A 26,946-nucleotide genomic window follows, 5' to 3' on the forward strand; every position below is an offset into this window, starting at 1 on the left:
ACGGCCGGGCCGCCCGGAGGGCTAGCGCCGCCCGGACAGCTCCCGTTCCAGCGGGGTCCGGAAGCGGGGTGTGATCCGGACCGGGCCGACCCAGGCGGCCAGTCGCGCCGCCTCGGCCGACACCGCCGCGGCCGCCTCGCCGCCGCCGTCGCCGGTGAGCAGCCGCCAGACGATCTCGCCGTCCGGGCGCTGGGCCCAGCCGCCGATGATCCGGCCGTTCCACCACACCGTCGGGCCGATGTTGCCGCTGCGGTCGAAGAGCTGCGGTACGTGGTCCGGGTCGAGGTACCAGTCCCGGGCCTTCCAGCCCATGGCGGTGGGGTCGAGGGCGGGCAACAGGGCCGCCCAGGGCTCGGGTTCGGGGACCGGGCCGAGGTCGTCGGGGAGGGCCAGCCCGGTCGTGCCGTCGTCGAGCGTCACCTCGACGGCGTCGGTGGCGGCCACCGCCCGGCGGGTGTCGGTGAGCGTCCAGCCCGTCCACCACTTGAGGTCCTCGACGGTCGCCGGGCCGTAGGTGGCGAGCCAGCGGCGGGCGAGCGCGGCGCGGGCCTCGGCGGCCGGCGGCGCGGACAACTCGGCGAACGCGGTGCCGGGCGTCCAGCGGAAGGAACTGCTGGTCCAGCCGCCGCGCGGCCGGCCGCGCCGGACCCGGCCCTCGGCGGCCAGGGTCCGCAGCAGCCGGCTGGAGACCGCGACCGTGGCCTCGTACGCTTTGCCGGGCGAGACCACCACACTCTCGCGCAGGGCGGGTACGTCCTCGGCGAGTTCGGCGGCGGTCGCCGTGCCCCGGGCGGTCAGCGCGGCCAGCGTCTTCTCCTCGACCTCGGCCAGCCGCCGTTCGTCCCAGCCGACGCCGGTGGCGAGCCAGCCGACCAGGCCGGCGCGCTCCTTGGCGGCGATCGCCCGCCCGGTGGAGGAGGAGACGACCGGCGCGAGGCCGGCGCCGACCGCGAAGAGGGTGCGCCGCATGGACAGCAGCCGGACCAGGGTGTGGTCGTCGTAGAGGGCCCGCTCGACCTCGGCCGGGTCCGGCACGGCCAGCCGGGCGCAGGCCGCCAGGTGCACGGTCGCCGCGTCGGTGGCGTGCAGCGCGACGAGCGCGTCGGCGACCTCCTCGGGACGGGCGGCGCGGCACGCGGGGGCGAGCAGATGCCGCCGTCCGAGGCGGGCCCGGCGACCGGCGGTGTCGATACGAGGGCGGGAGTCACTCATGGGGCGACCGTACGGGAGACCGAGGACAGCCGGTGTCCTCCTTCACGCATCCTCACGAACCCTTACGCACCCTCATGGATCCCGGCGTGCCGCCACACCGCGAACCGCTGCCGTCCCCCCGAACCGTTCCCGCAGTTCCTGCTTGCGCACCTTGCGCAGCGTCGCCCCGCGCGGCAGCGCGGCCACCACCTCCAGCTGCTCGGGCAGCTTGTAGCGGGCCAGTCCCTGGCCGAGGAGGTGCGCGCAGACCGCGTCGAGCGTCAACTCCCGTGCACCCGGCGGCTGTTCGACGACCGCACAGACCCGTTCGCCGCGCCGGTCGTCCGGCAGCCCGATGACGGCGGCGTCCGCGACGTCCGGGTGCCGGTAGAGCAGTTCCTCGATCTCCTGGGCGGAGACGTTCTCGCCCTTGCGGATGATGATGTCCTTGAGGCGGCCGGTGACGACGAGGTGTCCGGTGGGCGTGAGGCGGCCGAGATCACCGGTGGGCAGAAAGCCGTCCGCGTCGAACGGATCGGGCTCGCCGAGATAACCCCGGCACACCGCCGCACCGCGCAGCCGTATCTCCCCGGTGCCGGGCGTGATCCGGATCTCCATCCCCGCGGGCGGCCGGCCGTCGGTGGTCGCGAGGTGTTCCGGGCTGTCGTACGGGTCGCCCATGGTGACCATCGGGGCCTCGGTCAGCGCGTAGCCGTGGGTGAGCTGACAGCCCAGTTCGGCGACGACCTCGTGGTACAGCGCGGGCGGTTTGGGCGCGCCGCCGCCGGCCAGCAGCCGCAGCGCCGGCAGCAGCTTCCGGCCCGGCGGCAGTCGGCGCTGGGCGTCGAGGAAGAGGGTGTAGAACGCGGTGGAGCCGCCGGCGAGGGTGACGCCGTGCCGGCGGTAGGCGGCGAGGGAGGCGGGCAGCGCGAAGCGCTCCAGCAGGAGCGCCGGGATGCCGGACAGCAGGAGCAGGACGGTGTAGTCGGGGCCCGCGACATGGGCGTACGGGAAGGCCATCGAGCCGACGTCGGAAGGGAGCGGCCGCAGCGCCTCGGTCAGGCAGCGGCCGGCCGTGCGCAGGGAGTGGTCGGTGTGCCGGACGCCCTTGGGCCCGGCGGTGGTGCCGGAGGTCCAGTAGATCCAGCGGACCTCGTGGGCGTCGGCGGGCGGTGGGGGCAGGAGCGCCGGGTCGCCGTCCGGCAGCCCGCCGCCGGCCCGGTCGTACGCCTCGATGACGGTGGCCGCGCGGTCCGCGCGCCGGTCCGGGCCGTGCCCGGCCGGTCCGGGTACGAGGAAGAAGGCGGCGCCGGTGCGGTGCAGCACCTGCCCCACCTCGTGGTCGCCGTAGCCCGGGACGACCGGGCTCTGTACCGCGCCGAGCCGGGCCAGCGCCAGGCTGACCAGGACCGTTTCGATGCGGGTCGGCAGCTGCCAGACGACCGTGCGGCCGGGCCCTACGCCGCGCGCGTACAGCCCGGCCGCGACCCGCTCGGCCCGCCGCCGCAGCCCGCCGAAGCTGATCCGCCGCTCGTGCCGGGCCGACTCCGCCCCCTGGATGAGGGCGGTGGCCTCCGGACTGCGGGCGGCCCGCCAGGCGACCAGGTCCCAGAGGGTGTCACCGGCCATGTCCCCTCCCCGTGCGCGATCTGACGCCTCGTCAGCCAGCGCATCGAGGTTAAGGGCGGACACCTTGTCGGTCCAGGGGGCCGGGTCTAGCCTGGGTCCTGGCATCTGACGAGTCGTCAGAAAATCGCGGGCACGAGGTGAGGGGACACGATGGACCTCGCGTACACGGAGGAGGAAGAGGACTTCCGCGCCCGGCTGCGCGGCTGGCTCGCGGGCGTCCTCCCCACCCTGCCCCCACGCCCCGACCCGCTCGACTGGCCGGGGCGCCGCGCCTACGACACCGCCTGGCAGCGGATGCTCCACGACGCCGGATACGCCGACGTCCACTGGGAGGCCGCCCCCACCCTGCGGCTGATCTTCCTGGAGGAGACCGAACGCGCCGGGGCGCCCTACGTGGGCGCGAACTTCGTCGGGCTGCTGCACGCCGGGCCCACCATCGCGGCGGAGGGCACCGAGGCGCAGAAGCGGCGCTGGCTGCCGCCGGTGCTGCGCGGCGAGGAGATCTGGTGCCAGGGCTTCAGTGAACCGGAGGCCGGCTCGGACCTGGCGTCGCTGCGGACCCGGGCGGTGCGCGACGGCGACGCGTACGTGGTGACCGGGACCAAGATCTGGACCTCGCACGCCGAGGTCGCCGACTGGTGCGAACTGCTCGTCCGCACCGACCCCGCCGCCCCCCGCCACCGGGGCATCACCTGGCTCGCGATGCCCATGGACGCCCCCGGCATCACCGTCCGGCCGCTGCGCACCCTCGCCGGCTCGGCGGAGTTCGCCGAGATGTTCCTCGACGAGGTGCGGGTCCCGGTGGACTGCCGGGTCGGCGCGGAGAACGACGGCTGGCGGGTGACGATGGTGACGCTGTCGTTCGAGCGCGGCACCGCCTTCGTCGGCGAGGTGGTGGCCTGCCGGCGGGTGCTGACCGAGGTGGCCCGCCGGGCCCGGGCGGACGGCCGCTGGGACGACGCCGTGCTGCGCCGCAGACTGGGCCGGCTGAACGCGGAGTTCGCCGCGCTGTGGCGGCTCACCCAGTGGAACGTCAGCGAGGCACAACTACGGGGCAGCGTGCCCGGGACCGGCGGCTCGGTCTTCAAGCTCCGCTACTCGCACGCCCGTCAGGAGCTGTACGACGCGGCGGCCGAGGTGCTGGGGGCCGGTGCGCTGGACCTGGACGAGGAGTGGACCGCCGACCGGCTCTCGTCCCTCTCGTACACCATCGCGGCCGGCACGTCGCAGGTGCAGCGGAACATCATCGCCGAGCGGATCCTCGGCCTGCCGAAGGGGCGGTGAGCGGCCCGGTGCGCTTCCAACTCACCGATGAGCAAAGGGCGTTGCAGCGGGCGACGAGGGAACTGCTGGCGGCCCGGTTCGACCGGGACCGGCTGCGGGCGGCGGTGTGCGACCCGGCCCCGGACCGGGCGCTGTGGCGGGAGCTGGGCGCCGCCGGGTTCTTCGCGCTGCGGCTGCCGGAGGAGGCCGGCGGTGTCGGGCTGGGGCTGCCGGAGGCGGTCCTGGCCTTCGAGGAGGCCGGGCGGGCGCTGCTGCCGGGACCGCTGGTGGCCTGCCAATTGCTCGCCGGGGCGGTGGACGGTGTCGCGGACGGCGAGAAGATCGTCGGGCTGTGCGACGGGGACCGTGAGCCGGTGCTGTGGGAACACCCCGGCGCCTGCGATGAGTTGATCTTGCTGGAGGGCGGCGGCCCGGATGTCGCGTACGGAGCCGGGGGCGCGCAACGGCGCACGGCCGGCGCGTACCGGAGCGTGGCGGCAAAGGTGTCCCGCGCCCCCTTCGCCTCGATCGACCCCCTCACCCCGCTCGCCCGCGTCACCGACCACCCGCGGACGGCTCCGCTCAACGGCCCGGACGTGCCCCGGCTGCGCCGCGAGGCCGCCCTGCTGACCGCCGCCCAGCAACTGGGCAGTGCGCTCCGTACCGTCGAGATGGCGGTCGGTCACGCCCGGGTCCGCACCCAGTTCGGCGCGCCCATCGGCTCCTTCCAGGCGGTCAAGCATCTGTGCGCGCAGATGCTCGTACGGGCGGAAATCGCCCGAAGTGCCGTATATGCCGCATCGGTGACGGGTGAGGCGCTCGATGTGGCGGGCGCCGCACTGCTCGCCGACGAAGCCGCCGTGCGCAACGCCCGGGACTGCCTTCAGATCCACGGCGGCACCGGTTTCACCTGGGAAGCCGATGTCCATCTCCATCTCAAGCGGGCCTGGTTGCGGGCCGGGTCCTGGGTGACGGCGGGCGAGGCGGAGGAGTTGCTGGCGGCGCAACTGGTCGACTGAGGGCGCATGGACCCGGACTGCGGGGCGGTGAGCGTGAGGGGCGATGTCAGACTCTGGCAACCCGTGTGCGAAATGTCGGACTCACCACACAGAAGTGGTCACGGAGGGTCGATATCGGGTTGTGTCCTAGGCGTGACTCGTCACAGGGGGGAGTCGGCGCCCCGCTCAGGTACGCTCCGTTGGGTGCGAGTGGTTCTGTGGCGCAACGAACCCGGTGCCGTCTGCATGACGGCTCCGGCGTACGGACTGCGCGCCACCCGCCTTGGCCGAGGGCCGGCCAGCCCCCCTTGTTCGACTCCCCGCAAAGTGCGTCGCACAGTATGCAGCACGCATACTCCCTTGCGCTGGAATATGCCCGAAGCGCTTGTTGGGGTGACTGAACGTCAACCATGCTGTGCCTCGCTGGGGTCACGCACTGTGACTCCATGGAGGCGCGAGGCGATGTTTCCGCCGGTTCGGATGGTGTGAGCGGTGCAGGTGCTTCAGGTGCAGTTGGACGTACGGCCCGACCCCGCGGAGGTGGGGCGGGCCCGGCGGTGGGCCCGCTCGCGGCTCCTGGGCTCCGGTATAGGGGCGGACGAGCCGCTTGCGGAGACGCTGATCCTGCTGATCTCCGAGCTCGTGACCAACGCCGTGGTCCACACCGGCACCGCGGCCTCGCTGCGGATGTGCTTCTCCGGGTCCGGCGCCGTGGTGGGCACCGTCCGGGTCGAGGTCACGGACGCCAGCGCCCGTCCACCGCGCCAGCGGCACGCCGACGGTGACGACACCAACGGGCGCGGCCTGGAACTGGTCGACGGTCTCGCCGACCGCTGGGGCTGGCAGCCGGAAGGCGCCGGCAAGCGGATCTGGTGCGAGGTGGACCGCGGCCGGCCGCTGCTCATGGCGACCGGCTCCGACCTGGGCGCCTATGAAACCCAGTGCGCCGTATCGCGCCGCGGGTGAGTCGTGCGGTGCGCCCGGCGCACCACCAGGTCCGGGCCCGGTGTTGACGTAACGTGCCCGTTTGATCACGCTGGGACGAGCGATCCGCCGTGAGGGGACGCCGAGGCGGGACACCCCCGGGTCTGCGCACCCGGTCCCGGTCTCGACGAGTGCGGATCGCGGCCCGGTGGGGGCCGGGGTGGCGGTCCGCGGTGCCGTGCTCGGGGCGCGCACGAGCGCACCGCCACCCGGCCGGCCCGTCGCGGGTCAGAGGATCGCCACCGGGGCGACCGGGGTGCCCGATCCGCCGACGAACGGTTCGGCCATCGCGGACAGGAAGAACGCATGGCGGCCCGCCTCCGCGCAGGCCGCCGACAACTCCTCCAGATTCCAGTTCTGCCCCTGCAGCATGCCCATCTCCACGAGGTGCAGCGCGTGCACCGGCATCCACAGCCCCGCGATCTCCGGCGGGAAGATCTCGAAGGTCAGGGTGTCGTTGGCGACCGCCGCGACATCACGGGCCCGGAACCACTCCGGGGTGCGCACCGACAGCCCCGGTGACGGGAAGGCGTAACCCTGCCGGTCGCCCGCGAGGTAGTGCTGCAGCTGCCCGGTCCGTACGAGGACGATGTCCCCCGCCCGGACCCGCGTCCCGGCCAGCTCCTCGGCGGCGTCCAGGTCCTCCGGCGTGACCGCGTGCCCAGCGGGCAGCCGGTCGGTGCCGCGCGCCCGGGCCACGTCCAGCAGCACCCCGCGGGAGGTGATCGGGGTGGCCTTCTCGATGCCGAGGACGGTGGCGCCGTCGTGGGCGGTCACGGAAGCGGCGGGGCGGCCGTTGTAGAGCCGCCCCGAGTGCGAGACATGGGCGAGGCCGTCCCAGTGGGTGGCGGCCTGGAGGCCCATGGTGACCGCGTCGTCGGAGGTGGCGACCGTACCCGGCCCGAAGATCTCCTGGTTGATGGCGGTCATCGTGTGCAGCGGATTGACCCGGCCCGGGATCATCCCGGTCTGCACCCCGTCCTGCCGCAGCGGCAGCGCGAGCGGGATGCGGCGCCCGCTGCGGATGCAGCCGGCGGCCTCCCGCACCACCTGCTCGGTGATCAGGTTGAGCGTCCCGATCTCGTCGTCCGCGCCCCAGCGCCCCCAGTTGTTGACGCGTCGGGCGATCTCGTGGAACTCCTGCGGCAGCGGCATGGGGCCCTCCGGGGTCTTGTGTTCGGCTCGCGCCTGCCCAAAAATCTAACGGTCCGTCAGAAACAGCGGGAAGGGGCGCGGCATGGGGAACTTCTTGGCCGGCAAGGTGGTCGCCGTCACCGGGGCCGGGCGCGGCATCGGGCGGGCGGTGGCCCTGGCCTGCGCCCAAGAGGGCGCCAAGGTCGTGGTCAACGACTACGGGGTCGCCATCGACGGCGCCGAGCCGAGCAGCGAGGTCGCCGAGGCGGTGGTGAAGGAGATCGAGGCGGCCGGCGGCACCGCGACCGCGGTCGCCGACGACGTGTCCACGATGGCGGGCGGCCAGCGGATCGTCGACACCGCGCTCGCCCAGTACGGGCGGATCGACGGCGTCGTCTGCGTGGCCGGCATCCTGCGCGAGCGGATGCTCTTCAACATGTCCGAGGAGGAGTGGGACCCGGTGGTCGCCACCCACCTCAAGGGCACCTTCACGGTCTTCCGCGCCGCGGCCGCGGTGATGCGCCGCCAGGGCTCCGGCACGCTGATCGGCTTCACCAGCGGCAACCACCAGGGCTCGGTCTCCCAGGCCAACTACTCCGCCGCGAAGGGCGGCATCATCTCCCTCGTCCGCAGCGCGGCCCTGGGCCTGCACAAATACGGTGTGACGGCCAACGCGGTCGCCCCCGTCGCCCGCACCCGGATGTCGGCGAACGTCCCCATGGAACTCACGGAGATCGGCGAACCGGAGGACGTGGCCGCCTTCGTCGTCTACCTCCTGAGCGAACGCGCCCGCGAGGTGACCGGCCAGGTCTACACGGTGGCCGGCCCCAAGATCGCGGTCTGGGCCCAACCGGTGGAGCTGCGCTCCGTATACACCGACGAGGGCGGCTGGACGCCGGAACGGGTGGCGGAGGTCGTGCCGGGGGCGGTGGGTGTCGACCCTATGCCGTTGCTGGCGCGGGTGTCCGCGATGGCCGCGGCGGCGGCGGCCGCGCGGGGGCGGGGGTAGGCCCACGTACCTGGCTGGCCCGCCGTGGGGGTTGCTCGCCGTTGCGCTTTGCGGCGCCCCCGCACGTACCTGTCTGCGGCGCCGCGGGGCGTCTCGCCGTTGCGCTTGGCGGCGCCTCGCACGTACCCGTCCGTCCCGCCGCGGTGGTTTCTCGCCGTTGCGCCTGCGGCGGGCTGGGTGGTGTCGGGTGCGGTGACGGTCCTCCGGGGCCTTGTTCGTGGACTGCTTCGCTTTACGCTCCGCTGCGCTCCGCCTTCGCTCCTTGATTGAGCCCCTGGAAGCGAAGCCCACGAACAAGGCCCCTCCGGCCCGTCCCCTCCCGTTGGGGGGAAGTTGAGGGCGGTGGGGGTGGGCGTCGGGGGTCCCTTAGGGCGGGGCCGAACAGATCCCGTAGGGGTTCGGCGTGCCCCTTGCGGGCCTCAACTCGACGGGCCGGGGGCGGTATTCCCGAGACCACACGAAACGAGACACTGCCGAACGACAACACCGTCCCCCACCGGCCTCTCACCCCCACCCACGGGAGGGGCTGGGCCGGAGGACGAAGTCTGGAGGGCCGGCACCGCACCCAAAAACACCACGCCCGCCGCCAGGCGCAACGGCGAACACGCCCAACGGCGGGACAGCCGACAACGTGCGGGGCGCCGCAAAGCGCGCAACGGCGAGCGAGCCCCGCGGTGGGACAGCCAAGTACGTACGGGCGCCGCAAAGCGCAGCGGAACGTGGGAAGGGAGCGCACATGCGAGGGGTCATATACGACGGGGAGCAACCCCGGGTCGTGGGCGATCTGGTGGTGCGGGAGCCGGGGCCGGGGGAGGTGTTGGTCGGGATCCGGGCGGCGGGGCTGTGTCACAGCGATCTGTCGGTGATCGACGGCACGATTCCGTTTCCGGTGCCGGTGGTGCTGGGACATGAGGGCGCGGGCGTCGTGGAGGCGGTGGGCCCGGGCGTAGCCCATGTGGTGCCCGGTGACCATGTGGCGCTGTCGACGCTGGCCAACTGCGGGGTGTGCGCGGAGTGCGACCGCGGGCGGCCGACGATGTGCCGTAAGGCGATCGGGATGCCCGGAAGGCCGTTCCGGCGGGGCGGTGCGGAGTTGTTCCAGTTCGCGTCGAACTCGGCGTTCGCGGAGCGTACGGTCGTCAAGGCGGTGCAGGCGGTGAAGATCGACCGGGACATTCCGCTGTCGTCGGCCGCGTTGATCGGGTGCGGGGTGCTGACCGGGGTCGGCGCGGTGCTCAACCGCGCGAAGGTCGACCGCGGGGACTCGGTCGTGGTGATCGGGTCGGGCGGGATCGGGCTCAACGTCCTCCAGGGAGCGCGGCTCGCGGGTGCGTCGGTGATCGTGGCGGTGGACGCCAATCCGGCGAAGGAGACCGTGGCGCGGCAGTTCGGGGCCACCCACTTCGTCGACGCCTCGGCGGCGGCGGACGCCGTCAAGGCGGTGAAGGAGATCCTGCCGGCCGGCGCCGACCACACCTTCGAGTGCGTGGGCAGTACGCGGCTGATCCGGCAGGCGATCGACCTGCTGGACCGGCACGGCCAGGCGGTTCTGCTCGGGGTGCCGCCGGCCGGCGCGGAGGCGTCGTTCCCGGTGTCGGCGATGTACCTGGACAAGTCGATCCTCGGCTGCCGCTACGGGTCGTCCCGCCCGCAGCGGGACATCGCGCTGTACGCCCGGCTGTACCGCGAAGGGCGGCTGCTGCTGGACGAGTTGGTGACCCGGACGTACCCGGTGGAGGACTTCGCGAAGGCGGCGGACGACGCGCATCACGGGCGGGTGGCGCGGGCGGTGCTGACGTTCGGGTAGATGGGGCGGGGCGGGGCGTTACGGTTGCGGCGTCCTCGGGGGCAGGGCCGTTACGGTTTGGGCGTCCTCGGGGGGCGGGGCCGTTACGGTTTGGGCGTCCTCGGGGGGGGCAGGGTCGTTGGCCCGCGGCCGTGATGGCCTGAACCTGATGAAGGCTGGCCCTCCGGCCACTCGTTCCGTACGGGGGCGGGGGCGAGGCTGCTGGGGTGCCCCAGACGCCCCAGACACCCGAACTCCGTCCGCCCGCGACGGACGACCGCATCCCCGCTCCCGCTCCCGCTCCCGTCGCCGCCGAGGCCGCGCCGAGGCGGCGCCCGCACCGTGCCTGGTCGGTCGCCGCCGTCACCTTCCTCACGATCATCGGCGCGGCCGGTTTCGCCTCCCTCCCCGGTCTGCTCATCGATCCGCTGCACGCCGAGTTCCACTGGTCGCGCGGCACCATCGGGTTCGCGGTGTCGGTGAACCTCGCGCTGTACGGGCTGACCGCGCCGTTCGCCGCCGCCCTGATGGACCGGTTCGGCATCCGGCGGGTGGTCGCGGTCGCCCTGACGGTCATCGCGGTCGGCGCCGGGCTGACCGTCTTCATGACGGCCGCCTGGCAACTGGTGCTCCTCTGGGGCGTGTTGGTGGGGCTGGGCAGCGGCTCGATGGCGCTGGCCTTCGCCGCCACGGTCACCGGCCGCTGGTTCACCGCGCGGCGCGGGCTGGTCACCGGCATCCTCACCGCGGCCGGCGCCTCCGGCCAACTGGTCTTCCTCCCCGTCCTCTCCTGGATCGTCGACCGGCACGACTGGCGGCCGGCCGCCGTGACCGTCGCGCTGGCCGCGCTGGCCGTGGTCCCGCTGGTGTGGCTGCTGCTGCGCGACCACCCGGCGGACGTGGGCGTGGCACCGTACGGGGCGGAGGCGTTCGTGCCGAAGCCGCCGCCGCAGCGGGGCGCGGCCCGGCGCGCGGTGCGGGCGCTGGCCTCCGCGGCCCTCCCGCGCTCCCGGCATCGCGCGGGCGGGGGGACCTCCGCCGGGCCGTTCTGGCTGCTGGCCGGCACCTTCGCGATCTGCGGCGCCACCACCAACGGCCTCGTCAAGACGCACTTCGTGCCCGCGGCGCACGACCACGGCATGCCGATGACGGCGGCCGCCTCACTGCTCGCGGTGATCGGCGTCTTCGACATCGCCGGAACGATCGCCTCCGGCTGGTTCACCGACCGCTTCGACACCCGCCGGCTGCTGGCCGTCTACTACGGCCTGCGCGGTCTGTCGCTGATGTTCCTGCCGCTGCTGCTCTCCGACACCGTCCACCCGCCGATGGTCTTCTTCATCGTCTTCTACGGCCTGGACTGGGTGGCGACGGTCCCGCCGACCATCGCGCTGTGCCGTGAGCACTACGGCGAGGACGGTGCGATCGTCTTCGGCTGGGTCCTGGCCGCCCACCAGGTGGGCGCCGCCCTGATCGCCTTCCTGGGCGGCCTGGCCCGCGACGCCTTCGGCACGTACAACCCGGTCTGGTACGCCTCGGGCGCCCTGTGCGCACTGGCGGCGCTGATGGCCCTGGTCATCCGGGTGCGCCGCACGGGGGCGGCCCAGGGGCAGCCCGCCCCGGCGTGAGCCGCCCCCGGTGGCGGGGCGCATCGCCGGCCGGTGCATGATCCCCGTGAGATGAGCGACGGGGGACGGGGATGACAGCGGAAGTCGGGGCCGGGGCGGCCTCCGGGCGGCTCCGCGACGTCTGGAGCGGGCGGGCCGTTCTGGTGTCGATGGCGGCGTTGCTGGCCGAGGCGCTGTGCGCGACGGTCGGGGTCGTGCTGTACGGCTTCACCCAGGAGGGGCCGGTCGGCAACGTGTTCCTGGCCGCCTTCATGGCCCCGGTCGCGCTGGTCCTCGGCGCGCTCCCCGGCCTGGTGCTGACGCTCACCCTGGTGCTGCCCACGCTGACGCTGGGGAGGCTGGCCGCCCGTTGGGGAGGGTGGCAGGGGCGGCCCCCGTGGTGGTGCACCGCGGCTGCCGCCCCCTTCTCGGCGGCCGGTGCGACGCTCGCCTACGGGGCGTGCTGCGCGCTCCTCACCGGTTCCGTGGGCCCGCCGCTGGCCTACCTGGTGTGCTGGCCGGTCCTCACCGCGGCCGCCGTACCGGCCGCCCTGTTGGCCGCGGTCGCCGCCGGCGGCACCGGGAGCCGGCGCACCGTGCGGCTGACCGTCACGGTCGCGGGCAGCGGCTTCCTGATCGCCCTCGTGGGGGGTGTGCTGGGCGTAGTCGCCCTCGCGACGGGGCTGTTGCCGGCGTACGAGCCCCCGAAGCCGGACCGGGCCGGGCTCGTCGGGGTGTGGCGGGACGACAGCGGCGGCACTCTTCAGCTGCGCGCCGACGGCACCGCGACGGCCCGCGGGCTGAGCAAACCGGGCGACCACTGCGGCGGCGTCGGCCGGTGGGAGCTGAACCGCTTCACATCGGACGCGCAGCTGCAGGTGGAGGTGGACGGCGACTGCCGGGGGCAGTGGTTCATGGGCGGTACCGAGAAGCGCCCCACCCTCTACTACTTCCTGGGCGACCCGGACGCCTGGCACCGGCATGTCCTGACCCGGCAGGGGAACGGGCCCTGAGCGGTGGCGCATTCCAGCGTTGTCCTGCGCTGCCCTGCGTTGTCCTGCGCTGTCCTGCGGCCTGCCGTCCTCGACGGCCCCGCGATGGCCCCGGTGGCCTCGACGGGCCCGACCGCACCAGCTGCCCGACCGCACCGACCGCACCGGCCGCCGGCCGTGCTCAGGGGCTGAAGTGCCCGAACGTGCCCCGGTGGAACAGCAGGGGACCGGCTTCGGCGGCCGCCGGGTCCGTGCCGAGGGCCTCGACGCGGCCGACGACGATGAGGTGGTCGCCTCCGGTGTGCACGGCCTGGATGGTGCAGTCGATCCAGGCGGGGGCCCCGTCCAGCCGCGGTGAGCCGGTCGCCGGCGCCGGCCCGTAGGAGACCCCGGCGAACTTGTCGCCACCACTGACCGCGAAACCCCGGCACAACTCGCCCTGTTCCGCGCCGAGGACGTTGACGCAGAACACCCCGGCGCGCGCGATCCGCGGCCAGGTCGTCGACGTACGCGCCACCATGAACGTCACCAGCGGCGGATCGAGGGAGAGGGACGCGAAGGACTGGCAGGCGAAGCCGGCCGGGCCGGGTTCGCCCGGTGCCGTGACGACGGTGACGCCGCTGGCGAAGTGGCCCAGGACGGATCGGAAGGCGGCCGGGTCCAGGGGGGCGCGCTCACCCTCGCGTACGGCGCGCAGGGCGGGCCGCGGGAGCGGCGCGGCAGGAGTGGCGGGTGCGGCGGCCGTGGTCGGTGCGCCGACCGAGCGGAGGTACCGCACGGCCGTGGCCGCCATCCCCGCGTGCCCCATCATCGCTTCGTCCCCCTCGGTCCCGTCATCGCGTCCGCCCTGTCTTAACTCGTCTTGTCTTGTCCTGCCTTGCCCTGTTCTTGTTCTGCCCTGTCTCGTCTTCTGCTGGTGTCTCCTGCTGGCGCCTTCTGCCCGGCCGGTTCCACCGGTTCGATTCCATTGAATCTGATGGATCGTCAGATGTGAAGGCGTGCGGCCGGCGGCCACCCGCACGGGTGGTTTCGAGGTGCACCCGATGATCTACGGCCGAGGGGAGGCAAATTGGGGGGAAATTGGTGGAGGGGTTCCTGATTGTGTGCCGTCCGCGCGGGTAGCGTCCACGTCGGCCGCGTCCGTAGCCGAACATGGGGGAGAGTTCCGGTACATGGCCGATGCAAGACCGTCACCACCGTCATCATCATCGTCACCGTCAGCAGCATCGTCCGCCGCCTCGTCCTCCTTCGACGAGGTCTTCTGCGGCCTGCTGCCCCGCCTCTACCGCAGGGCGGTGATGCTGGCCGGTTCGCGACAGTCCGCGGAGGACGTGGTGCACGAGGCGTATCTCAAGCTCGCCGCCCGGCCGCAGCGCTTCCTCGCCCACCCGGAGCCGTACGCCTACGCCTTCACCACCGTTCTCAACGTCGCACGCGACGCCTACCGCAGGGACCGCCGCCAGGTCCTCGTGGACGGCCTGGAGGGCGTCGAGGAGGCCGGTGCGGGCGGCGGCGCGGGTGCGGGACTCGGCGCCGAACCGGGCGGCTGGGACGGCGGGGTGGAGCGGCGGCACGCCGAGATCGAGGCGGTCCGCCTGTTGGGGAGGCTGTCGCACCGGCAGGCGGGCATCGTCATCCTCGTCGACCTCGACGGCTACACCCTCGACCAGGCCGCCAAGATCATGAAGGTGCACCGTGGTACGGCCGCCCGCCATCGGGCCCGCGCGCTGGACAGGCTGCGCGCGTACCTCGTTGAATCGGAGCACGGGCAGGCCGGGAGGTGAGCGGCACGGTGGACGCGGGGCGACGCCAGGACGGCGAGACCGGCGGGGTCGGCGGCACCGGTGGTGCGGGCGGCGGCGGCCGGCCGTTCGACGGCGGGGGCCGGGGCGACGCATCCGGCGACGACGTCGAGGCACTGCTGCGCGCCCGGCTGCGGCTCGCGGACGAACAGATCGAGACACCGCCCGGGCTGTGGGACCGCGTCCGGCGGACGGGCAACGAGCAGACACCCGAGGCGCGTTCACCTCGTAGGTGGCCGTACGTCTTCGCGCTGCCCCAAAGACGTCCGTACGCGATCGCCTGCGTGGTGGCGGCGGTGGCCGCGGTGGCGCTGGGGGTGTGGTGGCTGGTGCGGCCCGGGCCCGTCACGCAGCAGCCGGCGGGGCCTCCCCCGACGGTGAAGATCGCGGTCTACAACAGCGAACGCGCCTGCCGTACGGGCCGCTCCCTGGAGTGCGCGCTGCGACTCGCCAAGGACCCGTACGCCGCGTACGCCGCGCGCGACAACGCCGCGGGCCGGGTCTGGCACGGCGACGAGCTCGCCGCGCGCTGCGTCGTGACCGACGGGCAGATGGTCCGCGACGAAGCGGGCATCACCTCCACCCGTTGGTACCTGGTCACCAACGGGCAGGGGGCGCGGGGATGGCTGCCGGGGGTGCGGACCCGGAACACCCATGAGGTACCGGTGTGCCCGGAGGACGTGAAGTAGCGGGGCTGCGTACGGGTGGTGGGCCGGCCGGCGGGGCCGTGGTGTCGTCAGCGGCCCCGGTACGTCGGGCTGCGGCGCGCCACGAAGGCGGCGACCCCCTCCTGGGCGTCCGCCGTCGACATGGTGATCTCCTGGGCGGCGGCCTCGGCGGCGAAGGCCGCGGCCCGGTCGGTCTCGAACGACGCGTTCACCAGCTGTTTGGTCAGCGCCAGTGCGCGGGTCGGGCCGGCCGTCAGCCGCTCCGCCCACTCCCGGGCGGTCTTCGCCAGTTCGCCGTCCGGGACGACCCGGTTGACCAGCCCCAGCCGCTCGGCCTCCGCGGCCGGCACCGCGTCGCCGAAGAACATCAACTCCTTCGCCCGCTGCGGGCCGATCAGCCGGGGCAGGAGGTAGGCCCCGCCACCGTCCGGTACGAGGCCGCGGCGGGCGAACACCTCGATGAAGCGGGCCGATTCGGCGGCCAGCACCAGATCACAGGCGAACGCGAGATGGGCGCCGAGCCCGGCCGCGGTGCCGTTGACCGCGGCGATGACCGGCTTCTCGCAGTCCAGCACCGCGGCGATGAACCGCTGGGCGCCGCGCCGGATCATTCGCGCCACATCGCCTGACACCCGTTCACCGGCGGTCGGTTCACCGGTGGCCCGTTCGTCGGCGGCCTGGTCACCGGCGGCCCGTTCACCGGTGGGCCGTTCGTCGGAGTGCGGGCCGCCGCGCAGATCGGCGCCGGCGCAGAAGCCCTTGCCGGTCGCGGTGATGACCACGGCCCGTACGTCCGGGTCGGCCGATGCGTCCGCGAGCCGGCGGATGATGCGTTCGCGCTGGTCCCAGGTGACGGCGTTCAGCGCGTCCGGGCGGTTGAGGGTGATCCACGAGACGCCGTTGTCAGTGGTGTGCAGTACCAATGAATCAAGCGCGTCGACGACGGGTTGTGCGGAGGCGCGGAACTCGGCGGATTCGGCGGATTCGCTGGATGCGGTGGAGTTCGCGGAATCGGCGGAACGGCCGGACGAGGACGGCGGGGAGAACGGGGAAGGCTCGGAGGTTGTCATGGGGGAGCGGCTCCAGAGGGTGCGGTCGGGGCGGCGGCTACGGCAGGGAGTGTGGCTGCGGCAGGGCTTACGTGTGCGGCCGCGGCAAGGAGTGCGGCTGCGGCAGGGATTACGGCTGCGGTTGAGGCGGTGGACCGGGTCGCGGAGGCGGCGGTCGGGGTCAGTGGCAGACGGCGAGCGCGTCGAGGGCCACCGCGCCCTGCCCGCGCTCCAGGACCACCAGCGGGTTGATGTCCAGCTCGGCGAGCGCGCCGTCCAGTTCCAGGGCCATCCGCTGGACCCGGAGGACGACCTCGACCAGCGCGTCGACGTCCGCGGGCGGCCCGCCGCGTACGCCGTCCAGGAGGGCACGGCCGCGGAGTTCGTCGAGCATCGCGCGCGTCCGGTCCTCGCCGAAGGGCGGTACGCCCACCGCGACGTCCCGCAGCACCTCGACGAGCACCCCGCCCAGCCCCACGGTCACGGTCGGCCCGAAGAGACGGTCGGGGGTGACCCCGACGACCATCTCGACGCCCCGCTCGATCATCTGGCAGACGAGCACGCCGTCCAGCGGGACGTCCTCGTAACGGGCGATGTCGGTGAGTTCGCGGTAGGCGTCCCGGACCTGGCTGGCCGAGGTCAGCCCGACCTTGACCAGCCCCAGCTCGGTCTTGTGCGCCAGTTGGGCCCCGGAGGCCTTCATGACCACGGGATAGCCGACCAGGCTCGCCGCCCGTACGGCCGCCGCCGCGCTGGTCACCAACTGTTCGCGGGGGACCCGGATGCCGTAGGCGCGCAGCAGTTGCTTCGCCGCGTGCTCGCTGAGCTGCTGGCCCGGGCGCAGCAGGGCCTGCGCCTTGCGCGCGGAGGGGGACGGGACGCGCGGGGCGTCGTCGAAGGGCGAGCGGTAGTCGGCCGTGAAGCGGTGGTGGTCGAGATAGGCGCGTACGGCGGTGATGCAGTTGCCGAAGGTGCGGAAGGTGGCCACGCGCGAGGAGCCGAGCAGTGTGCTGCGGTAGGCGTCCTCCGTACCGACCGGCGACCCCCACACCACGCACACCAGCTTGTCGGTCTGCTCCGCCGCGTCCACCAGGTCCTGGGCGAGCTTGTCGCTCATCGGCGGGAAGGGGCCGGTGATCGGGCAGATCAGCACGCCGACGGCGGGGTCGGCCAGGATCGCGTCGATGATCTTGCGGCCGCGCCAGTCGCCGACGGGGTGCCCGCCGTTGTCGATCGGGTTGGCGACGGAGAGGTAGTCCGGTATCCACTGGTGCAGTTCGGCCTGCTTGGCGGTGTCCAGGGTGGGCAGCCGCAGCCCGGCGGCGGTCGCCAGATCGGCGAAGTGGGCGCCGGTGCCGCCGGAGATCGAATAGACCGCGATGCCCTCGGCGGTGGGCTTCCTGGCGCGGGCCAGCAGCGCCGCGGTGTCCTGCAGCTCGTCGAGCCCGTCCACCCGGATCACCCCGAACTGGCGCATCGCGGCGTCCACGACCTCGTCCGCGCCGGTGAGCTTGCCGGTGTGCGAGGCGGCCGTCCGGGCGCCGGTCTCGGTGCGGCCGACCTTGACGGCGACGACGGGCACCTGGTGACGGGCCGCGCGGTCGGCCGCGAGCAGAAAGCTGCGGCCGTCCTTGAGCCCTTCCACATACGCCGCGATGGCTCCGACCTCGGGGCGGGTGGCGAAGTAGGAGAGGAAGTCGGCGGTATCAAGGTCGGCCTCGTTGCCGGTGGGGGCCCAGTGGGAAAGGCGGATGCCCAGTTCCTGGAGGGTGAAGACGGGCCGGCCCTGGTGGCCTGACTGCGTGATCAGGGCGATGGCCGGACCGTCGAGATCGTCACGGAACTTCTCGAAGGCGTTGAGATTGGTGTTGGGGCCGAGCAGCCGCAGCCCCGAGCGTGCCACGGCCTCGGCCAGCCGGGCCTGGGCGGCCGCGCCCTCCTCCCCGGTCTCGGCGAAGCCGGAGGCGAACGCCACCGCGAACTTCACCTTCGCCGCCGCCAGTTGCTCGATGACCGGAAGGGGGTCGCTGACGAGCAGTACGGCCAGGTCGACGGTCTCGGGGAGGTCGGCGACGGTGGCGTGGCAGGGCAGCCCGAAGACCCGGGTGCGCCCGGGGTTCACGGGGTGCAGCCGGGCGCCGACCCGCTCGGCCCAGGCGATCAGCTGGCGGGTGATGCCGGTGTGGGGGCGGCCTTCGCTGTCCGAGGCGCCGATCACGGCCACCAACTCCGGCCGGAAGAACCGGTCGAGGTCGGGCACCGGGGCGTACAGCGGACGGCCGCTGACGTCCCGGTCGACCGCCTCGCCGGGTCCCTGGCCGTCCGGGCTGCCCTGGCCGTTCGGTCCGCCCTGGCCGTTCGGTCCGCCGCTGCCGCGGTGCGATGCGGTCATACCGTGGACGGTGTGTGGTGGTTGCTCCCCACAGGCCACGACGCGGGCCGGCCGGGAGTGAGTGGTGAGGGTGCCGTGAGTCGATCCAAGCATCGCAGTCGCCCGCTCCTGTGTGACGGCTCTCATTGGCTGCTGCACCAGCGCCGGGCGCCCGGTGCAGCTGGCTGACGCCTAGTCAGATTACTGAACTGACGCCTTGTCAGGAATGGGGTGGTCGTGAGAAGTGGGTGGGCGGGGTGTTCCGTGCGGGGTGCGGGGTGCGGGGTGCGGGGTGCGGGGCCGGGGTCTCGGGGGTTCGCGCAGCGCGCCTTCTCGTATCGTGCGGCGGCTGCGGCTGCGGCTGCGGCTGTGGCTGTGGCTGTGGCTGCGACGGCGGCCGTGATTACTGCTGTGGCTGCGACTGCGCTGCGATCGCGGCTGTGGCTGCGGCTGTGTCTGTTGTGCTGGGCCTAACTGACGTATCGTCAGGTATGGGCAGGGCGATGTGCGCGGGTCGGGAGAGGCCCGCCGGCGGAGCTGGTGGGGGTGGTCCGGTGACCGAGGGGACGACGGTGCGGGGTGCGGCAAGGAGTGCCACGCGGTCGGACGTGCCGGAGGTGGACGCCTTCACCCGGCCGTACTGGGACGCTGCGGCCGAGGGGCGGTTGTTGCTGCGCCGTTGCCGGGCCGAGGGGTGTGGGCGGGCGCACCACTACCCGCGGGAGTTCTGCCCGTACTGCTGGAGCGAGGACGTCGGCTGGGAGCCGGCCACCGGCCGCGGCACGCTCTACACCTGGTCCGTCGTGCACCGCAACGACCTCCCGCCGTTCGGGGACCGGACCCCGTACGTCGCGGCGGTGGTCGATCTCGCCGAGGGGCCACGGATGATGACCGAGATCGTCGGCTGCCCGGAGGCGGACCTGCGGATCGGTATGCCGCTGGTCGTGGACTTCCGCCGGGACAGCGACACCGGGCCGGGCGGTGCCGGGTCGGGCGGCGAGGGGGCGAGTGGCGAGGGGGTGAGTGGTCCCGGGTTCGTCGTTCCGGTGTTTCGGCCTCTGGGGAATGCCGCGGGGAATTCGGTGGCGGGGTGAGCCGGCCGTCGCCATGCTGGAGTCGTGCTGATTCGTGAGGCGACCGCGGCCGACTGGCCCGCCATCTGGCCGTTCTTCCACACCATCGTCGCCGCCGGTGAGACGTACACCTACCCGCGCGACCTCGACGAGGAGACCGGGCGCGAGATGTGGCTGCTGGCGCCGCCCGGCCGTACGGTCGTCGCCGTGGACGACGCCGGGGCGGTGCTCGGCACCGCGAAGATGAACCCCAACCACATGGGCGCCGCCTCGCACATCGCCAGTGCCAGCTTCATGGTCGACCCGCAGTTCGCCGGTCGCGGCGTCGGGCGGGCCCTGGGTGAACACGTGCTGGCCTGGGCCCACGCCGAGGGCTACCGCGCCATGCAGTTCAACGCCGTGGTGGAGACCAACACCCGTGCCGTGGCCCTCTGGCAGTCTCTGGGCTTCAGGATCATGACCACGTTGCCGGAGGGCTTCCACCACCCCACCAAGGGGTACGTGGGGCTGCACATCATGTACCGGCAGTTCTGAGCAAGCCCCTCCTACGGCCGGAGCAGCTCCCGCTCTGCCCCTACGGCCAGAGCAGTTCCCGCTCCCAGCCGCCGGCTCCACCGCGTTCGCTTCGCCGGTAATTGAGGCGTACGTGGCGGCGCCGGGCGTCCCCCTGGAAGAACTCGACCTCGTCGGGCTCCAGTACGTACAGCGTCCAGCTGGGCACCGGAGCCTCCGGCTCGCGCCGGGCCCGCTCCCAGGCGGCCTCGGAGGCGCGCGCCAGCTCCTCGACCGACCCCAGCACCTCGCTCTGCCGGCCGACCAGCGCCGCGGCCAGCGCCCCCGTCGAACGGCGGTGCAGATCGGCCGCGCTCTCCTCCGGGCCCGCCTCGGTCACCGCACCGGCGACCCGTACCTGGCGGCCCACCGCAGGCCAGTAGAAATCGAGTGCCGCCCGGGGCCGTGCGGCCAGTTCGCGGCCCTTGCGGCTGCCGCGGTGCGAGCCGAAGTGCCAGCCCCGCTCATCGGCGTCGTGCAGCATCACGGTCCGTACGGAGGGGTTGCCGGCGGCGTCCGCCGTGGCCAGCGCCATGGTGTGCGGCTCCGGCTGGCCGGCCTCGGCGGCCTCCCGCAGCCACTGCCGGAACAGCGGCAGCGGTTCGGCCGGCGCCGCCTCCGGATCGAACGACGGCAGCTCGACGTCCCAGACCCGCAGTCCACGCAGCAACTGCCGGAACGCGCGGCCCGCGGCGTCGGCGGTGTCAGCGGTGTCAGCGGTTTCAGCGGGGTCCGCGCACTCGGCGGCGTCGGACCCTGCGGCGCCGGACGCTGCGGCGCCGGTGGTGGTGGCGGGGTCATCGTGCGGGGGGCCGGCCGGGTGATCGCTCATGTCGGGCAGCGTACTCAGGCGGCGGCGTACGGGGCCCTGGCGGCCGATGCACGCCCCATGGCTCCCGCCGCCCCCGCCGAGCCGGAGGAGTCGGCCGATCCCGCCGCCCCCGCCGTCACCGGCGAGTCATAGTCCTTCAGCGTGATTGCTTGGGCGCACCGCTGGACGTCCTCTGCGATCTTTCTCGTCACGGCGTCCTTCCAGGGCATGTGCGGCAGCATCCGCAGCATCAGGTGCCGGAGTCGGATCCCCCACCGGCTGTTCACGGTCATCTCCCGCGCGAACTTGCGTGCCAGCTCATGATTGACCGTGACGTAGCCGCGCATCTCCTCCTCGTAACGGGCGAACGCCGCCTCCGGCACGCCGCCCGCCGCCGCGAGCTCGCCGGCCAGGACGTACGCACCGACCAGCGCCATTCCCGTGCCCTGCCCCGACGCCGGCGAGGGGCAGTGTGCGGCGTCGCCGAGGAGTACCACCCGCCCGCGGGACCAGCGGTCCATCTCGATCAGGTGCAGCCCGTCGAAGTACAGGTCCGGGGCCGAGCGGGCCGCTTCCAGCATCCGCGAGGTCCGCCAGCCGGTGGAGGCGAAGGCGGTTTCCAGCAGGGCCAGTTGCTGTGCCCGGTCACGGTGGTCGTAGCTCCGCCGGGGCGAGCGGAAGACGAGCAGGCCCTTGGCCGCCGGGTCTCCGGCCGAGCTGTACGCGCAGACCAGTCGGCCGGGCTCCGCGTAGTACAACTCCTCGCGGTCGAGGCCGAGTTCGTTCGGCATGGAGAACGCCGAGATGTAAGCGCCCAGGTGCCGCACGAACTGCTCCTCGGGGCCGAAGGCCAGCCGTCGGACGTTCGAGTGCAGTCCGTCGGCGCCGACGACGAGATCGAAGCGGCGGGGTGCGCCCCGCTCGAAGGTGACCTCGACCCCACCGTCGTCGGCGGCCGAGGCGGCCGAGGCGGCCGAGGCGGTCGGGTCGATCGAGGCGGTCGGGTCGATCGAGGCGGTCGGGTCGATGGAGGTGAGGGAGGTGATCGAGTCGCCGAAGATGTACTCGACGTCCGCGCGGGTGTGTTCGTACAGGATGCGGGCCAGGTCACCGCGCATGATCTCGTCGTCCCGGCCGGTGCGGGCGCCGAAGATCGCGGCGGGCAGGGTGGCGACGCGGGTGCCGTCGGCCTTCACGTAGGCGCCGCTCTGCATGTCCGTACTGGCGCGCTGGATGTCCTCCAGGATCCCCATCCGGTCGGCGACCTCGATCGCCGCGCCGCGGATGTCGACCTTGTAACCGCCGGTCCGCAGCGCGGGCGCGCGCTCGACGACGGTCACGGAGAAGCCGTGGCGGTGCAGCCAGTAGGCGAGCGCCGGGCCGGCGATGCTCGCGCCGGAGATCAGAACGGACTTGGGCATGGCGGACTTGGGCATGGCGGGATTCCTTCCGGGGGCGGTGCGTGGGTGGCGGATCGGTGGGGCGGTGAATCGGTGGGGCGGTGAAGGCCCGATGGGTTGAACTATACGAGCGTCTTAAACGTTTGTCTATGACGCTTGTATAGATCACGTGGGTGGGCGTGGGTGGGCGTGGGTGGCGTGGATGGCTTGCGTGGAAGGTGGTGCGGACGGGCGTGTGCCGGCGGAGGGTTCCGTTGTCGCGGCGGTGCGGAAAATGCTTCGACCGGCCGCGACCGGGCGGGCTACGCTCCCCGCATGCGCTTCCTTCAGATCTACGGCTGACGCGACGTCGGGCGGTCTCCCGTCCCGCGGTTTCTCCCTGCCCTTTTGTGGCCCCCATGTGGCCCTTTTGCGGCCCCTCTTGCGGTCGTCATGCGGCCCTCTTGCGGCCCCTCTTGCCGTAGTTCTGCGAAGAAGGAAGAAGGAAGTTCCGGTATGTCGCGCTCTGCTCATATCGCCATGGTCGGCACGCCCATGGTCAGTCATGTCCTGCCCAGCCTGGAGATCATCCGCGAGCTGGTCTCCCGCGGCCATCGCGTCACGTACGCCAACACCGACCACGCCGCCGCGCTGATCGCCCCCACGGGCGCCACGCTCGTCCGCTACACCTCCACCCTGCCGGTCGCCGACAACAACTGGCCCGAGGATCCGGTCGCCGCGGCCTCGCTCTTCCTCGACGACGCGATCGCCGTGCTGCCGCAGCTGCGGGCCGTCTACGACGACGATCCCGCCGATCTCTACCTCTACGACGTCGGGGCGTATGCCGCCCGTGCGCTGGCCGAGGCGCAGGGCCGGGACGTCGTCCAGCTGTCACCGACGTACGTGGCCTGGGAGGGCGCTCAGGAGGAGATCGGGGCGGCGTTCGACGGGCTGCCGGGGGCCGGGGCGTACCAGGCCCGGTTCGCCGCCTGGCTGGCGCGGTGCGGGGCGGTCACCACGGACGTGGGGGAGTTCTCCGGCCGGCCGCGCCGGGCGCTGGCGACGATCCCGCGGGCGATGCAGCCGCACGCGGACCGGGTGGACGACGCCGCGGTGACCTTCGTCGGGCCGTGCCTCGGTTCCCGTGCGGACCAGGGTGACTGGGCCCGGCCGGCCGGTGCGGAGAAGGTGCTGCTGGTGTCGCTGGGCTCGGCGTACACCCGGCAGCCGGAGTTCTACCGGCGCTGCGTGGCGGCCTTCGGGGAGCTGCCGGGGTGGCATGTGGTGCTGCAGATCGGCAGGTACGTCGATCCGGCGGAGCTGGGCCCGGACGTACCGGGGAATGTCGAAGTGCGGTCGTGGGTACCGCAGTTGGCGATCCTGGAGCAGGCGGACGCGTTCGTGACGCACGCCGGGATGGGCGGCAGCAGCGAGGGGCTGTACGCGGGTGTGCCGATGATCGCGGTGCCGCAGGGCGCCGAGCAGTTCAGCAACGCCGACCGGCTGGTCGAGCTGGGCGTGGCCCGCCGGATCGACACCGCCGATGCCACTCCGGAGGCGTTGCGTGCGGCGCTGCTTGAGCTGACCACCGATCCGCGGGTGGCGGCCCGCTCGGCCGCGCTACGGGCCCAGGCCCGTGCGGAGGGCGGCACCCGCCGGGCCGCCGACCTGATCGAGGAACGGCTGGCGGTCTGACGCGGCGGAGCGCCACGCGCCGGGGACGGGGGTAGCGGCGTTGCCCTGGGGCCCCCGCCCCCGGCAACGCCGCCCTCCCCGCCCGGCAACGCCGCCCTCCCCGCCCGGCAACGCCGCCCTCTCCGCCCCCGGCAACGCCGCTACCCCCGCCCCAGTACCACCGTCCCCGACGAGCAGAACCAGCCGCCGGTGCCGCTGGCGACCGCGAGCTGCGGGAGGGTGCCGTCGGGGCGGTGGGCCTGGCGGTCCGGGCCGGCCTCGCCGCGGAGCTGGCGTACCGCCTCGACCAGCAGGAACAGCCCGCGCATCCCGGGGTGGCAGGCGGACAGCCCACCGCCGTCGGTGTTCACCGGCAGCGCGCCGTCCCGCAGCAGTCGCCCCTTCTCGACGAACGCACCGCCCTCCCCCTTGGCGCAGAAGCCCAGGTCCTCCAGCGTCACCAGGGTCATGTAGGTGAAGGCGTCGTAGAGCTGGGCGAGATCGATCTCCGCCGCCCGTACGCCGGCCCGCTCGAAGGCCAGGCGTCCCGAGACCGCCGCCGGCGAGACCGTGAAGTCGTCCCAGTCGGACAGGGTGGTGTGCGAGACCGCGGTGCCGGAACCGAGCACCCAAACCGGGGGTTTGGCCAGGTCGGGGACATGGTCCTCGGCGACCAGCAGAACCGCGCAGCCGCCGTCGGAGCGGATGCAGCAGTGCAGGGTGGTGAACGGGTCGGCGATCATCGGGCCGGCGAGGACGTCGTCCACCGTGATCGGATCGCGGTACATCGCGTCCGGATTGCTCGCCGCGTTGGCCCGCGCCTGGACGGCCACCGACGCCAACTGCTCCAGCGTGGTGCCGTATTCGTGCATGTGGCGGCGCGCCGCCATGGCGTACTTGGCGATCAGGGTGTGCCCGTAGGGGACCTCGAACTGGAGCGGGCCGCGGGCGCCGAAGGAGAGATTGGCGGTGCGGCGCCGGGCCTTGATGTCGGCGCGGGCGGTGGAGCCGTAGACGAGGAGGACGGCTTCGGCGTGGCCCGCGGCGATCGCGTCGGCGGCGTGCGCGGCCATCACCTCCCAGGTGGCGCCGCCCACCGAGGTCGAGTCCACCCAGGTGGGGCACAGTCCCAGGTGTGCGGCGACCTCGATGGGTGCGAGGGTGCCGAGGCCGGCCGAGGCGAAGCCGTCGATCACCGACCGGTCCAGACCGCTGTCGGCGAGCGCCCGGCGGGCGGCCTGCGCGTGCAGCGCGTACGGGGTGGCCTCGTCCACCCGGCCGCAGTCGGACAGCGCGATACCGGCGACGGCGACCTTGCGGTTCCCGGGACGACGGGGGCCGGAAGCTGGTGAAGGCATGAATCTGACGGTACATCAGATATCGGGGGTCGTGGCAGGGGGCATCCGGCCCGGGGGTCCCGTCCCGCAGGGGCTGCGGCAGGGGTGTCGTCCGGCCGGGGGCCGGGCTCCGAGTTCGCCCAACCGGCCTGCCCGCCACGGGAATCGCACCGCCCGGCTCTGGGAAACTGCGGCACCCCTCCCTACCATGACGGCCCGTCAGATCGCGATGGCGCCCGCCCGCCGGACCCGGTGGGTGTGGTCGTACGGCCGGGAGGAGCCCGCCGATGGATGCCGCGTTCACCGAGGAGCAGCACGCAATCCGCCGCACGCTGCGCGCACTGCTGGACAAACGCTGCGGCCCGGACGAGGTCAAGGCGGCGGTGCGTACGCCACCCGGCTACGACGAGGAGCTGTGGCGGGAGCTCGCCGGCCGGCTCGGACTGCCCGGCCTGGCCCTGCCCACCACGTACGGCGGGGCCGGCTGCGGGCCCACCGAACTCGCCCTGGTCTGCGCGGAGACCGGCCGCACCCTGCTGCCCTCGCCGCTGATCGCCACCGCCGTGCTGGCCGCCCCGCTGATCCTCGCGCTGGGCAGCGAGCGGCAGCGCGCCGGTCTGCTGCCGGCCCTCGCCTCCGGCGAGCTGACCGGCACGCTGGCAGTACCGGACGGCCGGCTCGCCACCGCGCTGGCCCTGACCGGGCCGAACGACGGTGACTGGGCGGGCGGCGGCCGGGCCGGCGGGATCCAGGCGCACAAGGAGGAGGGCGGTGCGGGCTGGCGGCTGTACGGGGAGGCCGGGCAGGTGCTGAACGGGCACACCGCCGAGGTGCTGGTGGTGGCCGCGCACACCGGCGGGTTCGCGCGCAGCAGCACCCGGCTCTTCCTGGTCCGGGCGGCCGGCGCGGCCGGGCTGCGGCGGACCCGGCAGGCCGCGGGGGACGAGACCCGGCCGCAGGCGCGGCTCGAACTGCGCGACGTCCCGGCCGAGTTGCTGGGTGAGGAGGGCGGTGAGGCGGCGCGTGCGGTCGGTGCGGCGCTGGTCGCGACGGGGGTGGGGGCGGCCGTGGTGCTGGCCGCCGAGGCGGTCGGGGCGGCCGGTGCGGCGCTGGCCGGGGCCGTCGCGTACGCCAAGGAGCGCGAACGGTTCGGCCGGCCCGTCGGGTCCTTCCGGGCGGTGCAACACCGGCTCGCCGACCTCTATGTGACGCTCCAGACGGCCCGCTCGGCGGCGTACTGCGCGGCCTGGACGGCGTGCGGAGGGCGGCCCGGGGCGGACCGGCCCTCCGGTACGTACACGAGCGCTGCTCCCCGGCTCGGCAGCGGGGCCGGTGGGGCCGGTAGGTCCGGTGGGTCCGGAGCGGCGGCGTTGGCGCTGGCGCAGGCGCTGGACGCGCTGCGCGCGGTGGCGGCCGAGGCGGTGCAGATGCCCGGCGGGATCGGCTTCGCCTGGGAGCACGCGGCGCAGCTGTACCACCGGCGCGCGGTCTGCGACGAACTGCTGCTGGGCCCGGCGCACCGGCTGCGGGCCCGGGCCGCCGAGGAGGCGGGACTGTTCGCGGGGGCGGGGCGCGACGCGGACCGTGCGGTGGACCTGCTGCCGGCGGTCGACGCCTGATGCCGCCGCGGGAGGGGCGGA

Annotated in this window: 22 protein-coding genes; 13 read left to right on the forward strand and 9 right to left on the reverse strand. The window is 73.6% G+C overall.

All coding sequences use genetic code 11. The features are described from left to right. Positions 1–21: 21 nt before the first annotated feature. Both ACFV1J_RS28055 and ACFV1J_RS28060 read right to left on the reverse strand, forming a co-directional pair. Positions 22–1,212 (reverse strand): winged helix DNA-binding domain-containing protein, encoded by a 1,191-nt coding sequence (locus ACFV1J_RS28055; RefSeq protein WP_385862591.1) that lies wholly within the window; start codon positions 1,210–1,212, stop codon positions 22–24. Between the two features lie 72 nt (positions 1,213–1,284). Further along, a complete protein-coding gene (locus ACFV1J_RS28060; RefSeq protein ID WP_385862592.1) occupies positions 1,285–2,820 on the reverse strand; it encodes a class I adenylate-forming enzyme family protein in 1,536 nt (511 codons plus the stop codon). A 150-nt stretch (positions 2,821–2,970) separates the two neighbouring features. Between ACFV1J_RS28060 and ACFV1J_RS28065 the strand changes: the two genes are divergently transcribed. The 3 genes from ACFV1J_RS28065 to ACFV1J_RS28075 all read left to right on the forward strand — a co-directional run bounded on the left by ACFV1J_RS28065 (position 2,971) and on the right by ACFV1J_RS28075 (position 6,047). After that, entirely contained in the window at positions 2,971–4,104 is a 1,134-nt protein-coding gene (locus ACFV1J_RS28065) for an acyl-CoA dehydrogenase family protein (RefSeq protein ID WP_385862594.1), read from the forward strand. Positions 4,105–4,112: 8 nt separating this feature from the next. Next, a complete protein-coding gene (locus ACFV1J_RS28070; RefSeq protein WP_385862647.1) occupies positions 4,113–5,102 on the forward strand; it encodes an acyl-CoA dehydrogenase family protein in 990 nt (329 codons plus the stop codon). A 471-nt stretch (positions 5,103–5,573) separates the two neighbouring features. Next, on the forward strand, positions 5,574–6,047 hold the full coding sequence (locus tag ACFV1J_RS28075; RefSeq protein ID WP_385862596.1) for an ATP-binding protein: 474 nt from the start codon (positions 5,574–5,576) through the stop codon (positions 6,045–6,047). 246 nt (positions 6,048–6,293) lie between these two features. Here ACFV1J_RS28075 and ACFV1J_RS28080 read toward each other — a convergent pair whose 3' ends face one another. Then, on the reverse strand, positions 6,294–7,220 hold the full coding sequence (locus ACFV1J_RS28080; RefSeq protein ID WP_385862598.1) for a cyclase family protein: 927 nt from the start codon (positions 7,218–7,220) through the stop codon (positions 6,294–6,296). Positions 7,221–7,302: 82 nt separating this feature from the next. On the opposite strand from ACFV1J_RS28080, the gene ACFV1J_RS28085 reads away from it, so the two are divergent. The 4 genes from ACFV1J_RS28085 to ACFV1J_RS28100 all read left to right on the forward strand — a co-directional run bounded on the left by ACFV1J_RS28085 (position 7,303) and on the right by ACFV1J_RS28100 (position 12,611). Next, the gene (locus tag ACFV1J_RS28085; RefSeq protein WP_385862600.1) at positions 7,303–8,208 is read left to right on the forward strand and encodes an SDR family oxidoreductase; all 906 of its coding nucleotides are present in this window, start codon (positions 7,303–7,305) and stop codon (positions 8,206–8,208) included. A 736-nt stretch (positions 8,209–8,944) separates the two neighbouring features. Further along, positions 8,945–10,015, forward strand: a complete 1,071-nt coding sequence (locus tag ACFV1J_RS28090) for a Zn-dependent alcohol dehydrogenase (RefSeq protein WP_385862602.1) — start codon at positions 8,945–8,947, stop codon at positions 10,013–10,015. A gap of 260 nt (positions 10,016–10,275) precedes the next feature. Then, positions 10,276–11,619 (forward strand): MFS transporter, encoded by a 1,344-nt coding sequence (locus ACFV1J_RS28095; RefSeq protein WP_385862648.1) that lies wholly within the window; start codon positions 10,276–10,278, stop codon positions 11,617–11,619. Between the two features lie 71 nt (positions 11,620–11,690). After that, a complete protein-coding gene (locus ACFV1J_RS28100) occupies positions 11,691–12,611 on the forward strand; it encodes a hypothetical protein (protein ID WP_385862603.1) in 921 nt (306 codons plus the stop codon). 160 nt (positions 12,612–12,771) lie between these two features. Here ACFV1J_RS28100 and ACFV1J_RS28105 read toward each other — a convergent pair whose 3' ends face one another. Further along, positions 12,772–13,401, reverse strand: a complete 630-nt coding sequence (locus ACFV1J_RS28105) for a flavin reductase family protein (protein WP_385862606.1) — start codon at positions 13,399–13,401, stop codon at positions 12,772–12,774. A gap of 361 nt (positions 13,402–13,762) precedes the next feature. Here ACFV1J_RS28105 and ACFV1J_RS28110 point away from each other — a divergent pair, with 361 nt between their 5' ends. Together ACFV1J_RS28110 and ACFV1J_RS28115 are read left to right on the forward strand one after the other, a co-directional pair. Continuing rightward, positions 13,763–14,374, forward strand: a complete 612-nt coding sequence (locus tag ACFV1J_RS28110; RefSeq protein ID WP_385862608.1) for an RNA polymerase sigma factor — start codon at positions 13,763–13,765, stop codon at positions 14,372–14,374. Between the two features lie 8 nt (positions 14,375–14,382). Then, entirely contained in the window at positions 14,383–15,081 is a 699-nt protein-coding gene (locus tag ACFV1J_RS28115; protein ID WP_385862609.1) for a hypothetical protein, read from the forward strand. A gap of 47 nt (positions 15,082–15,128) precedes the next feature. On the opposite strand, the gene ACFV1J_RS28120 is transcribed toward ACFV1J_RS28115, so the two are convergent. After that, positions 15,129–15,983: an enoyl-CoA hydratase/isomerase family protein gene (locus ACFV1J_RS28120; RefSeq protein WP_385862649.1), complete on the reverse strand. Its 855-nt coding sequence runs from the start codon at positions 15,981–15,983 to the stop codon at positions 15,129–15,131. 307 nt (positions 15,984–16,290) lie between these two features. Continuing rightward, a complete protein-coding gene (locus ACFV1J_RS28125) occupies positions 16,291–18,594 on the reverse strand; it encodes an acetate--CoA ligase family protein (protein ID WP_385862611.1) in 2,304 nt (767 codons plus the stop codon). A 458-nt stretch (positions 18,595–19,052) separates the two neighbouring features. Here ACFV1J_RS28125 and ACFV1J_RS28130 point away from each other — a divergent pair, with 458 nt between their 5' ends. Further along, a complete protein-coding gene (locus ACFV1J_RS28130) occupies positions 19,053–19,574 on the forward strand; it encodes a Zn-ribbon domain-containing OB-fold protein (RefSeq protein WP_385862650.1) in 522 nt (173 codons plus the stop codon). 24 nt (positions 19,575–19,598) lie between these two features. Then, the gene (locus ACFV1J_RS28135) at positions 19,599–20,087 is read left to right on the forward strand and encodes a GNAT family N-acetyltransferase (RefSeq protein WP_385862613.1); all 489 of its coding nucleotides are present in this window, start codon (positions 19,599–19,601) and stop codon (positions 20,085–20,087) included. Positions 20,088–20,127: 40 nt separating this feature from the next. On the opposite strand, the gene ACFV1J_RS28140 is transcribed toward ACFV1J_RS28135, so the two are convergent. Continuing rightward, a complete protein-coding gene (locus ACFV1J_RS28140; protein WP_385862616.1) occupies positions 20,128–20,937 on the reverse strand; it encodes a pyridoxal 5'-phosphate synthase in 810 nt (269 codons plus the stop codon). A gap of 14 nt (positions 20,938–20,951) precedes the next feature. Beyond that, on the reverse strand, positions 20,952–22,352 hold the full coding sequence (locus ACFV1J_RS28145; RefSeq protein WP_385862618.1) for an FAD-dependent monooxygenase: 1,401 nt from the start codon (positions 22,350–22,352) through the stop codon (positions 20,952–20,954). Positions 22,353–22,811: 459 nt separating this feature from the next. Between ACFV1J_RS28145 and ACFV1J_RS28150 the strand changes: the two genes are divergently transcribed. Continuing rightward, positions 22,812–23,990, forward strand: a complete 1,179-nt coding sequence (locus ACFV1J_RS28150) for a macrolide family glycosyltransferase (RefSeq protein ID WP_385862621.1) — start codon at positions 22,812–22,814, stop codon at positions 23,988–23,990. A gap of 140 nt (positions 23,991–24,130) precedes the next feature. Here the strand turns inward: ACFV1J_RS28150 and ACFV1J_RS28155 are convergent, their stop codons facing one another. Further along, a complete protein-coding gene (locus ACFV1J_RS28155; protein ID WP_385862624.1) occupies positions 24,131–25,327 on the reverse strand; it encodes an acetyl-CoA acetyltransferase in 1,197 nt (398 codons plus the stop codon). A gap of 266 nt (positions 25,328–25,593) precedes the next feature. Here ACFV1J_RS28155 and ACFV1J_RS28160 point away from each other — a divergent pair, with 266 nt between their 5' ends. Further along, positions 25,594–26,925, forward strand: a complete 1,332-nt coding sequence (locus tag ACFV1J_RS28160) for an acyl-CoA dehydrogenase family protein (RefSeq protein WP_385862626.1) — start codon at positions 25,594–25,596, stop codon at positions 26,923–26,925. Positions 26,926–26,946 lie beyond the last annotated feature (21 nt).

The organism is Streptomyces sp. NPDC059649, from assembly GCF_042734445.1.
In the GTDB taxonomy this organism is placed as follows: Bacteria; Actinomycetota; Actinomycetes; order Streptomycetales; family Streptomycetaceae; genus Streptomyces.